Source organism: Roseofilum halophilum BLCC-M91, assembly GCF_030068445.1.
GTDB classification, from domain to species: domain Bacteria; phylum Cyanobacteriota; class Cyanobacteriia; order Cyanobacteriales; family Desertifilaceae; genus Roseofilum; species Roseofilum halophilum.
Map to the genome: position 1 here is coordinate 1 of NZ_JAQPOK010000024.1, position 11,122 is coordinate 11,122.

6 protein-coding genes are annotated in these 11,122 nt (G+C 48.2%); 3 read left to right on the plus strand and 3 right to left on the minus strand.

Annotated features, from left to right (window positions below):
- Nucleotides 1-244: 244 nt before the first annotated feature.
- Nucleotides 245-1,501, plus strand: a complete 1,257-nt coding sequence (locus PJF56_RS03260) for a tRNA nucleotidyltransferase/poly(A) polymerase-related protein (RefSeq protein WP_283761211.1) — start codon at nucleotides 245-247, stop codon at nucleotides 1,499-1,501.
- 23 nt (nucleotides 1,502-1,524) lie between these two features.
- On the opposite strand, the gene PJF56_RS03265 is transcribed toward PJF56_RS03260, so the two are convergent.
- Together PJF56_RS03265 and PJF56_RS03270 are read right to left on the minus strand one after the other, a co-directional pair.
- A complete protein-coding gene (locus PJF56_RS03265; protein ID WP_283761212.1) occupies nucleotides 1,525-3,165 on the minus strand; it encodes a glycoside hydrolase family 10-like protein in 1,641 nt (546 codons plus the stop codon).
- A 716-nt stretch (nucleotides 3,166-3,881) separates the two neighbouring features.
- Nucleotides 3,882-4,019: a hypothetical protein gene (locus PJF56_RS03270; protein WP_283761213.1), complete on the minus strand. Its 138-nt coding sequence runs from the start codon at nucleotides 4,017-4,019 to the stop codon at nucleotides 3,882-3,884.
- Nucleotides 4,020-4,170: 151 nt separating this feature from the next.
- On the opposite strand from PJF56_RS03270, the gene PJF56_RS03275 reads away from it, so the two are divergent.
- On the plus strand, nucleotides 4,171-5,697 hold the full coding sequence (locus PJF56_RS03275) for a methyl-accepting chemotaxis protein (RefSeq protein ID WP_283761214.1): 1,527 nt from the start codon (nucleotides 4,171-4,173) through the stop codon (nucleotides 5,695-5,697).
- Nucleotides 5,698-5,894: 197 nt separating this feature from the next.
- Nucleotides 5,895-8,537 (plus strand): alanine--tRNA ligase, encoded by a 2,643-nt coding sequence (gene alaS / locus PJF56_RS03280; protein ID WP_283761215.1) that lies wholly within the window; start codon nucleotides 5,895-5,897, stop codon nucleotides 8,535-8,537.
- Between the two features lie 25 nt (nucleotides 8,538-8,562).
- On the opposite strand, the gene PJF56_RS03285 is transcribed toward alaS, so the two are convergent.
- The gene (locus PJF56_RS03285) at nucleotides 8,563-10,950 is read right to left on the minus strand and encodes a phosphodiester glycosidase family protein (RefSeq protein ID WP_283761216.1); all 2,388 of its coding nucleotides are present in this window, start codon (nucleotides 10,948-10,950) and stop codon (nucleotides 8,563-8,565) included.
- Nucleotides 10,951-11,122 lie beyond the last annotated feature (172 nt).

Here is an 11,122-nt window from a genome sequence, read left to right on the forward strand (position 1 = left end):
CGCAGGACTTGCGGTGTCAGTCTGTGGAGCGAGTGTAAGACCAGAGCAGAGTAAATCTGTGAAGGCAACTGCTATGAAGCAGAAACCTAAATTGTGAGATTTAGGAATCACCGTCCTTCTAGGGCGGTGAGGATGTCAAAATTTAAAAGAGAAGGATAAAGCAGGCTCCTCTTCCCTCACCCTTTTTGCTAATCTAACGTATTCCTTACTCAGATTGCCCAAAAGTGTTCAAATTGTAATCAACATGCTTGACCTAACCGGTGCTGCTCTTAGTCCAGAAACTTGGCCCTTTGGTTTAGAATGGCTTCCTGAAGATACCTGTCTCGTTGGGGGAGCGGTGCGGGATGGCTTGCTAAAACGGCAACGGGACTATCTGGATCTCGATTTTGTGCTGCCGGAGAAGGCGGTAGAAACGGCTCGTCAGATTGCCCGATTTTATCAGGCTGGGTTTGTGGTGTTGGATGCCGGGCGGCAAATTGCGCGGGTGGTGTTTGAAAAGGCAACGGCAGATTTTGCCCAACAGGAGGGGGAAACGCTACATATTGATCTCAAGCGGCGGGATTTTACGATTAATGCGATCGCCTATAATCCGTTTACGCGCAGGTTAATCGATCCCCTGGATGGCTGTCAAGATTTACAGCGCCAATTGATCCGTATGGTGTCGGCGGAAAATTTGGCTGATGACCCCTTAAGACTCCTGCGGGCCTATCGCCAAGCGAGTCAACTGGGGTTTACCCTTGACCGGGAAACTCAAGAAACCCTGATCGCGTTAGCGCCAAAATTGCGTCAGGTGGCCGCCGAACGGGTACGGATGGAGTTGGGGTATTTACTCAATTTACGTTCGGGAAGTGAGGCGCTGGAAAGGGCTTGGAAGGATGGGGTGTTGACGGGTTGGTTTCCCCATACCTGTGTCGAGCGGGTGAAGAGAGTGCATCAGGTGGATGAGATGGTGCAGGAGTTTGGCGATCGCTGGCCCCAATTATGGGAACACTTTAATCGCCCCATTCTGGCGAGTCAACCCACCAATGGCATTAGTTTAGCCAAGCTGATCCTGTTTATTGCTCCAGAGATCGAGAAAGCTGAGGCAGAACTTAAAGCCTTGAAATTGAGTCGGGCTGAAATTCGGGCGGCGATCGCCGTTTTGCAACGGTTACCGGATATCTTGCACCCGGAACAGATGAGCCTGCGAGACCAGTATTTTTTCTTTCATGCCATCCGTCCCATTTTTCCGACTCTGATGCTGTTAGCACGGGTAAAAGGGGTGGCTCTGGAGGCGATCGCGCCCTTGTGCGATCGCTACCTCAACCCCCACGATCCGGTGGTTTATCCCCAACCGCTTCTCACTGGCAATACCTTAATTGAAGCGCTCAATCTACCCAAGGGCAAGTTAATTGGTACATTATTAACGGAAATTCAGATCGCCCAAATTGAGGGTAAAGTGACCACGGAGGCTGAGGCGATCGCCTTTGCCCAACGTTGGCTCAAACCGACCAAACCCTAGAGATCTAGTGTGTTTGCCCTTGGCTATAGGGTTGAAATGATTTGCGCTCGTTCGACTAATTCGGGAAAGAGGGCGCTAAATTCTTGTTCGGCTTGCTTTTGAGCCAGTAAGGCCATGAGAGTGGTATAGGAAAAGAAACAGATTCCGGCTAAGTTGCGATCGCGGACTTGTTGTAAATGCTGTTTAATTTGCGCCAGGGATATATGCTGGGTCGATAGTCCCAGACTCACGGGAATTTTATGTTGCCCTAGGGCGATCGCCGGATGGTCTAAGTCTTCCTGAGCCTCTGCATCAATAATCAGTTCTTCAATAACGTTATCGCTTGCCCACAGTTGGGGATCTTGAAGCGTATCAGCAGGGTGAAGATCGGCCACAAAGCCCAGAAGACAGTAAGGTTTCTCTTTTTTGATCCGGGCAGAAATCTGTTTAAGCAAGTCCGTGAGGCGATCGCGTCTCCAGTTTACCCAGTGGGGATCTTGGGGGTTCGAGGGCGGCCGTTTTCCCCCATGGTCTTGCTGATAGAGCTTGGTCGTTACACGATCGTAGCCTAATGCCACCGGCGGACAAAAAGAGGAGTCGAGTTGAATGCCTTGTATTTCATACTCCCTGACCATTTCTGCAACTAAATCGAGGATAAAGGCTTGCACTTCCGGATGAAAGGGGTTGAGCCAAACATAACTGGATTCTCCCATGCCAAATTGACCATTACCATCTTGACGGGTGGCGATCCAATGGCGGCGGTTTTCCAGTAAGGGAGACTTAGCCGGGATTTTCAGCCCCCCTTGCCACCAACCCATGATACATAACCGTTTACGACGACAGGCTTGCAGCAGTTCCGCTAAGGGATCGTCAGAGGGGTGTGCCAGTCCCGTCAACTGTTGCAGCAGGGTACTGGGGTAGGGCGTTTGCCCTTGGTTCCAGAGACTCGGATAGAGGGTATTGAAATTAAACTGGGATAAATACTCGATCGCCGTTTCTGTGTTGTTGGGAAAGAAGCGCAAGTTGGGAGTCAGTTGGGTTAACCCGACTCCCCGCAGTTCTCCCGTCAGTTGCACGGGAGGAGAAAGGGTGACTTTAGCAATGTATTGGTCGGGAACTGGAGAGACACTATTTGCGGTTTGTCGCGCTTGGGCGATCATGGCCACAATTTCGGCGCGGGTGGCGATCGCATTGGGACGCAGTTGCTTCACGTCCGGATAGTTGACGACTAATTCCTGTTCTGCCGCAGCAGCGATCGCCGATCTCGCATACTCTGGAATGCGATCGGCATCCTCAAACGTCTCATTCAAAGTCATCTCCACCAGATTTTGCGGTTCATACTTCAAACCATTACTCAAAGCCAGCAGTGCTTGCAGACGAGTCAGCCGATCCGTTGGCTGAAATTGCTCATTGGAATAACCCCGCAGAAATCCCGATTCATAGGCGCTGCGAATCACCCCATAAGCCCAATAGGATGGAGGCACATCCTTAAATTGCATCCCCGTTTGACCCCTTTTCGGATAATGGGGAAACGCACGGGAGAGTAAGGCCGCAAATTCTGCCCGGTTCATCGGAGCATCCGGCTTAAATTGCCCATCGAGATAGCCACTGACGACCTTCTGATCCGCCAGTTGTTCAATAACAGCTTGGGCCCAATGGTTAGTAATATCCGTGAATTTCGCCATAAGCGTTTGCACTCAGATTCAGGGTGATGTAACAGCAAATCATTATATTAGTAATCAGATACTTGCACTTGCGTAAAGTTTAGTTGCAATACCTTGATCTGACCCCAATAACTCCTTATAGTAAAACCATGAAGCAAATCAAGCTTCATTGGCAGATGAACAGCCACTTTGTTTTGTACACAACCCAGTTAAAAGTTAAGAGGTAAATCACTGACTAACTGTTATCTGTCTAAGGATAGCACGGCAGCACCCCTACTGAAACTTGAAACTTCCTAAACTAGAGAAACAGGGAGGAAAATCAACCCCTATTCACGCTCATGGTGGTGAAGAGAGTTGGACTCCAGATAGGCTCAAATAATAAAAGGAAGTCGCTCAGGAAGTAAGTCATCCGGGTGCTGCTGTCGTTTTAAGGCAATATGGGCAAGAGGAATTAATCAAGTAAAGTTTAGTTACAATCCCTTGATCTGACCCCAAGAAGTGTTTATAGTAAAAACATGAAGCAAGTAAAGCTTCATTGGCAGATTAACAGCCAATTTGTTTTGTACACAACCCAGTTAAAAGTTAAGAGGTAAATCACTGACTAACTGTTATCTGTCTCAGAACAACACGGCAGCACCCCTACTAAAACTTGAAACTTCCTAAACTAGAGAATCAGGGAGGAAAATCAACCCTTATTCACGCTCGTGGTGGTGAAGAGAGTTGGACTCCAGATAGGCTCAAATAATAAAAGGAAGTCGCTCAGGAAGTAAGTCATCCGGGTGCTGTTGTCGTTTTAAGGGCAATATGGGCAATTCGCGATCGCCTCTTGACTTAAAAGCCTGATTTTGAGTAAAAACGGCAATATTGTTCTCCACAGCCAGTTTTTCTCAACCGCTAAATCAGTGAAGAATTCTTCAGTTTTTTTTCCACCCATTTATCAGAAAGTTCGCTTACCCTAGAATAGGGTATAGCATTTGATTTGATCCCGAAAATTTCTGACTATCATCAGTAATTCTGAGGAAAATCATGATCAGGTGGTTAACGAATCAGAAAATCGGCAAAAAACTGGCAATCCTGGGAGTGACAGTCACTGCACTCATTCTCCTGAATATGGTGGGGATGATAGAAATTGCCAAAACCGGGTACTTTCAATTCTTAGAGCGCGAGCATATTGAATTTGTCCTGTTGATGCAGGTTAAACTCGATCAATTACAAGAAACACTGCATCATCTGGATAAATCTATAGACACATCCCTAATTACAGCCAACTCAACAGAACGCCTAGAAATGGGTTTACAACCCCTCCTAGACAACACCGTGGAATTGCCCATAGCCTGTCTTGATGCCGTCAATGGCATTGAACGATCTGCCTTCACCCTGCTAGGTTTCGGCGAAGTGTTTACTCTCTGCGAAAATGATATTGTCGATCTCAATCAAGCCAATCAGATCGTTGAGAACTATTTGGAGCAGGCTATTTCCTTTGCATCCTTTGTTGATACCTTCCAAAACTATCTCAACACGATTCAAAACAGTTCTCGCCGATTCTCCATCCTAGTTCCGGAAGCTCGGAATACGGTACAAAGTATTATTCTCAGTGCCAACATGCTCCTATCTTTTTTCGTTTTAGGTCTGTTTTGGCTCATCTCGAATATGTTGAGAACCCCAATCGTAGCCATGGCCAAACGGATTCAAGAGATTGCTAGAGGTGAGGGCGATTTAACCCGCCGACTGAAGATTACCTCCCATGATGAAATCGGAGAGGTTGCCCATTGGTTCAACCTCTTCATTCAAAAGCTCCAGGAAGTGATAATCGACGCGAAGAATGTGACCGGCAATGTTGCCGACGGTAGTTATGGGATGAGTGCTAGGGCAGCAGCCATGTCGGAAGGCGCAAATTCACAGGCAGCCGCAGCACAACAAGTTTCCTCCTCCATAAAAGAGATGACGGCAACGATTCGTAAAAACACTGAAAATGCCCTGGAAACGGAGCAGTTGGCCATCCAAGCTGCTGCTGATGCTAAGGAAACTGGGCAGGCAGTTGCCGAGGCTGTGCTGGCGATGCAGCAAATTGCACAAAAAATTTCGATAATTGAGGATATTACTCGCCAAACCCGTATGCTCTCCTTAAATGCCAGTATTGAAGCGGTACAGGCTCAGGTGAGTGCCAAAGGATTTGCTGTGGTAGCCTCAGAGGTGCGAGCTTTGGCTGAACGGAGCCAAAGAGCCGCGACAGAGATTACGAATTTGGCCAAATCCTCTGTGATTGTTGCAGAAAACGCTGGTGCAATGCTGCGGCGACTGGTTCCGGATATTCAAAAAACTGCCGAGTTAGTCCAGGAAATTAGCGCAGTGAGCAAAGAGCAAAACACCAGTACCGAACAAATTAACTGGGCTATTGAGCAATTAAATCGTGTTACCCAGCAGAATGCTCTCACCTCAGAAGAATTAGCAACGATCGCGAAAGACCTTTCCACCCAATCCGAAGACCTCCAGCAGACGATTGCGTTTTTTAACACTGAGGGAATGGCTCAACAGCGTTACTATCACTATTAATTCACTATAACATTGTAAATTTCGATACAGCAAAGGTATGACGTAAGGCTCTCTCGCTTCATAGTCCTGTTATTGCATCGGACAAGCGCGTGCTTTAAGGAGGGGATGCCCCGCCGCCCTTTTTGCAAAAAAGAGTGAGGGGGAAACATTCCAGGTTTCTCTTAAAATAAGAGATGTATTATAACTTGGAAACTGCTATGGCTTCATCTCTTCCATCTCTGAGCGGTGCTGAAATTCGGCAAACGTTTCTTGATTTTTATCAGCAGCGCTCTCATAAGATTTTACCGAGCGCGTCTTTAATCCCTGAAGATCCGACTGTACTCTTGACGATCGCCGGAATGTTGCCGTTTAAGCCCATATTTTTGGGGCAGCGTGCGGCTGAAGTTCCCCGCGCTACGACTTCTCAGAAGTGTATTCGCACCAATGATATTGAGAATGTGGGACGCACAGCACGGCATCATACGTTTTTTGAGATGTTGGGCAACTTTAGCTTTGGAGATTATTTTAAGGAAGAGGCGATCGCCTATGCTTGGGAACTCTCTACGAAGGTGTTTCAACTGCCCCCAGAGCGGTTAGTCGTCAGTGTTTTCCGGGATGATGATGAAGCTTTTGCTATCTGGCGCGATCGCATTGGCATCCCAGCTTATCGCATTCAACCCATGGGAGAAGAGGATAATTTCTGGAAATCTGGCCCCACTGGCCCCTGCGGCCCCTGTTCGGAAATTTACTATGATTTTCACCCGGAATTAGGGGATGAAACCCTAGACTTAGAAGATGATACCCGGTTTATTGAGTTTTATAACCTGGTTTTTATGCAATATAACCGGGATGCTGAGGGGAACTTAACGCCCCTACAAAACCAAAATATTGACACCGGAATGGGGTTGGAGCGGATGGCACAAATTTTGCAAGGTGTGCCGAATAATTATGAGACCGATTTGATTTTTCCGATTATTGAAGCGGCAGCTAACTGTGCAGGAATTGAGTATCATCAGAGTGATGAAAAAACCAAGGTTTCTCTCAAGGTAATTGGGGATCATGTGCGAGCAGTGGTGCATTTGATTTCCGATGGGGTGAGTGCCTCAAATATTGGCCGAGGCTATATTCTGCGGCGCTTAATTCGTCGGGTGGTGCGTCACGGCCGGTTGTTGGGAATTACGGAATTATTTACGGAAAAAGTGGCCGAAGTGGCGATCGCCGTTTCCGAAAGCGCTTATCCGAATGTGCGAGAGCGGGAAACCCTGATTAAATCCCAATTACAGCAGGAAGAATCGCGCTTTTTGACCACATTAGAACGGGGTGAAAAGCTGCTGCAAGAGATTGTGGAAAAGGTCTTAAAAGCTTCTAAAACGGAAATTGCTGGAGAGGATGCATTTAAGCTCTATGATACCTATGGTTTTCCCTTGGAATTGACCATGGAAATCGCTGAAGAACAAGGGTTAACGGTGGATGAAGAAGGCTTTGAAGCAGCCATGCAGCAACAAATAGAGACTTCCCAAGGGGCCCATGAAACTATTGATTTAATGGTGCAGGGGTCTTTGGATCAGTTGGCCGATCATATCCATCCCACCCAGTTTACCGGGTATACGGAACGGTCGGGGATGGGGCAAATTCAGGCTCTTTTAGTGGAGGGGAAATCGGTAGACGTGGCGGAAGCGGGGATGCCGGTACAGATTGTGTTGGATAAAACTCCATTTTACGCAGAATCCGGGGGACAAGTGGGCGATCGCGGCTATTTGTCCGGTTCAAATTTGCTGATCCGCATTGAGGATGTACAAAAAGAGTCCGATTTCTTTGTCCATTTTGGTCGCATTGAACGGGGAACTGTAACCCTGGGAGACTCAGTAACCGCGCAAATTGACCGCGCCTGTCGGATGCGGGCCCAAGCCAACCATACGGCAACTCATTTGTTACAAGCAGCTCTGAAGAAAATTGTTGACCCCGATATTGGTCAAGCGGGGTCTTTGGTCAACTTTGACCGTCTGCGCTTTGATTTCAATTGTCCCCGCGCTCTCACGGCACAGGAGTTAGATCAAATTGAGGAGCAGGTGAACACTTGGATCAGTGAAAGCCACTGCTCTGAGGTGCAAATTATGTCCTTAAATGAAGCCAAGGATAAAGGTGCAACGGCCATGTTTGGGGAGAAATATGGCGATACGGTGCGCGTGGTGGACTATCCAGGGGTATCCATGGAGCTGTGTGGGGGAACCCATGTGCAGAATACGGCGGAAATTGGCTTGTTTAAGATTATTTCGGAAACCGGGATTTCTGCGGGAGTGCGCCGCATTGAGGCGGTTTCCGGGGCTGCGGTGCGGGAGTATCTACAAGTGCGGGATGCCGTGGTTCGGGAATTGGGCGATCGCTTTAAGGCCAAACCAGAGGAGTTGGTGGAACGGGTAACCAGTCTGCAAACGGAGTTAAAAGCGACACAGAAAGAGTTAGAGAAGGTACAGGGAGAATTGGCGATCGCCAAATCCGATCAACTGCTCTCCCAAGCTGAATCTGTCGGTGATATTCAGGTATTAGTCGCCCAGCTCGATGTAGATGCCAATTCCCTCAAAACAGCCGCCGAACGGTTATTACAAAAACTCGGTGATGGCGCTGTCGTCTTAGGTTCCATTCCGGAAGCCCATAAAGTCAGTTTAGTCGCTGCCTTCAGTAAATCCGTCAATCAAAAGGGCTTACAAGCCGGTAAATTTATCGGTCAAATTGCCAAAATTTGCGGCGGTGGAGGCGGTGGGCGACCCAATTTAGCCCAAGCTGGAGGACGCGATCCCAGTCAATTATCCACGGCTTTAGCAACAGCAAAAACCCAATTAATGGAGAGTTTAAACCAGTAGTTGATCCCATTCTCTAGCCTTATTACTAATTACCAAGAAGCGGATGCATGTCTGGGAAGCCCAAAGCGGTGAAAATCCCTAAGCCATTATGTACTCTAGCGGCGGTGGATGGGGGACGATTAATCATTTGCCCACCTAGGATTAAACTGGTGGAACTGCCCCCATCTAAATTTAAGGCGTGAATGACTCCGAGTTTCTGCATCAGTTGGGCAGTTTCAGTTAAGCTGGCTCCTAAGCCTCCGATGCGGTTATGGATGGTGACGAGCATAAATTTACCGGAGGAGGTAATTCCGAAAACACTGCGAATGGCAGATTGTTGGGCAAAGGCGCGGCTAAATCCTTCTGCTTCGGCATCGACGACGATTTGTTGATTTTTGATCAGTAAGGGGCCGCCGCCGATAATATGGGGAAAGTTGTTAAAGTTGAGGGGATTGGTGTTACTTTCTAGGGTGAGGGTTGTGCCGGGCATGAGGCTGGCTTTGGCACTGAGCAGCGATCGCAACACCAGCAAATATCCAGTATCGGGAATATCTGTTTCTTCAGCAATTTCCACATGGCGAGTCACCTGGTTATTCTCAACAACAACAATAATTTCGCCCGCCGTTAAGGGGGTGTAAGTCTTACCCCACTGGGGCGTAAAGCGAGAAATTCCGCCTTTAACATAGCCACTATTGAGAACAACTAAGGGAAAGCGTGCGCCGGTTGATGTGGTAATTATTTCTTCTAAGGTCAGGCGATCAATGGCAGTGCTGCCCTGATTATCCCAGGCGATCGCCCCCCGATTCAAGATCGGGCCAGAATACCAGGTTCCTTGCCAACGAATTGCCCCCAATGGTAATCGGTTATTGCGGTTAAAAAAGCCCGCATTAATGGCAGCTAGAGTCTTACAAAATTCTCCCATTTTTAATAAAGGGGTTGTGCCTTCCATGGTATGGGCATAAGTCCAAATGGGTTCTAAATTCAGTTTTGGGGCTTGACTAGCAGACAGGGTTAAGGAAGTGACAGGAAAGCGATCTTCTCCTAATGATACATACTCTTCTTTCCAGCGCAGTCCCGGCAACCAAATAATATTGCGATTCCGGGGAATATCGGGGCGAATCTCCAGAATTAAGGCATAGGGATGGGTTTGGGTAATCGCTTTTACGGAGAGTCCGGGGGGCAAGTTGGCTTGAATTAACAGGTGTTGAGGATCGGCGGTAATTGCTGGGCGTAAGGGTTGGGAGGTATCAGCAATGACTTCCCCTTCGTTGACTTCTTCGGAGGAAGGGCGATCGCGCCAGCGATGCGGAGCATTATCGCTCTCTGGGGTAACCGTTGCAGGATTTTGATAGTCGTCTAAAAGGGTTTGGGTAATCGCTGCATTCAGGGTAACTTGCCAATCAAACGTATCTTGTTTCAGTTGATAGGCAGTGGGTTGGGTGAGGTTAAGTTTCAGACGTAAACCGATCGCCCGATCGCCGTTCAAAATGGTTTCCGTTTGTATCCCAGTCACATTCGTCATCGGCTTCGTCATCACCAAAGTCTCCCCATCAACCGCCAGGGTAAAAGCCTGCTGTTTGCGCCAGTCGGTGATATCCAGATGACGATAATGGTGATGGCGTTGCGCTGGCAGGGGAACGGGGGGTGAGAACCATTGAATCGGTTGTTGGCTGGGGTTTTCCGTATTCAGTAATTCAACTCCCATACTCTGAATTAACCCCGAATCAGCGATCGCCGTTCGTGCCGATAACCCATCGCTCCATTGATTCCAGGTTGCTGCAAGGGTTTTGCCATTGACGGAAATCCGGGTTCCTTCCCGAATCGGCCCCATCGGAAACACCTCTAAGATGTAATCTGAGGGAATAGGTTCAGCTTTGCCCAACAGCACTAAAGATTGATAGAAAAACGCCGCCACTTCTGCGCGGGTTGCATCCCGGTTAGGGTGGAAAACCTCCAGATCCGGATAGTTCACCACCAGATTCGCGCGGGTGGCTAAGTGCAGGGCATCCCGCCCATATTGGGGCACAGTGGAGGCATCCTGATAAATTTCGTTTAGGGTAGGGATGGGTTGGGTTTGATCGACGAGGGTATGAACCCGCAACCCACTGACTAAGGAGACGATAATCTGAATTCGGGTAATATTCGATTGGGGTCGAAATTGACGACCGGGAAAGCCCGATATAAAGTTAGTTTCGTAAGCCCAAATGATGGCTGGAGTCGCCCAAAAATTGGCTCCAATGTCGATAAATGGGGTGTAGGGTCTTTTTTGGGGTTGTTGTAGGGAAGCTTGGAGAATAACGGCATATTCGGCGCGAGTCATGGGGCGATCGGGGCGAAATGTGCCGTCCGGGAAGCCATTGACAATGCGGCGATCGCGCAATGCTTGGATAAAAGGAAAGGCCCAATGATTGAGGGTGTCGGGGAAGGAAGACATCTTGCAGTTAAAAATTAAAACTTTCCTACGGTTGAAACTCTGCGGTCTAAAGACGCGCAGATTCTTAAGAAGTCCAAAAATGAACTCTTAAAGGCGTAATCAAAGCGCCTCTACTTAGTTGGCTTAAGTTAAGCTTGAGCCTTCCAGATACTTTTCTGAGAATATTTGCTGC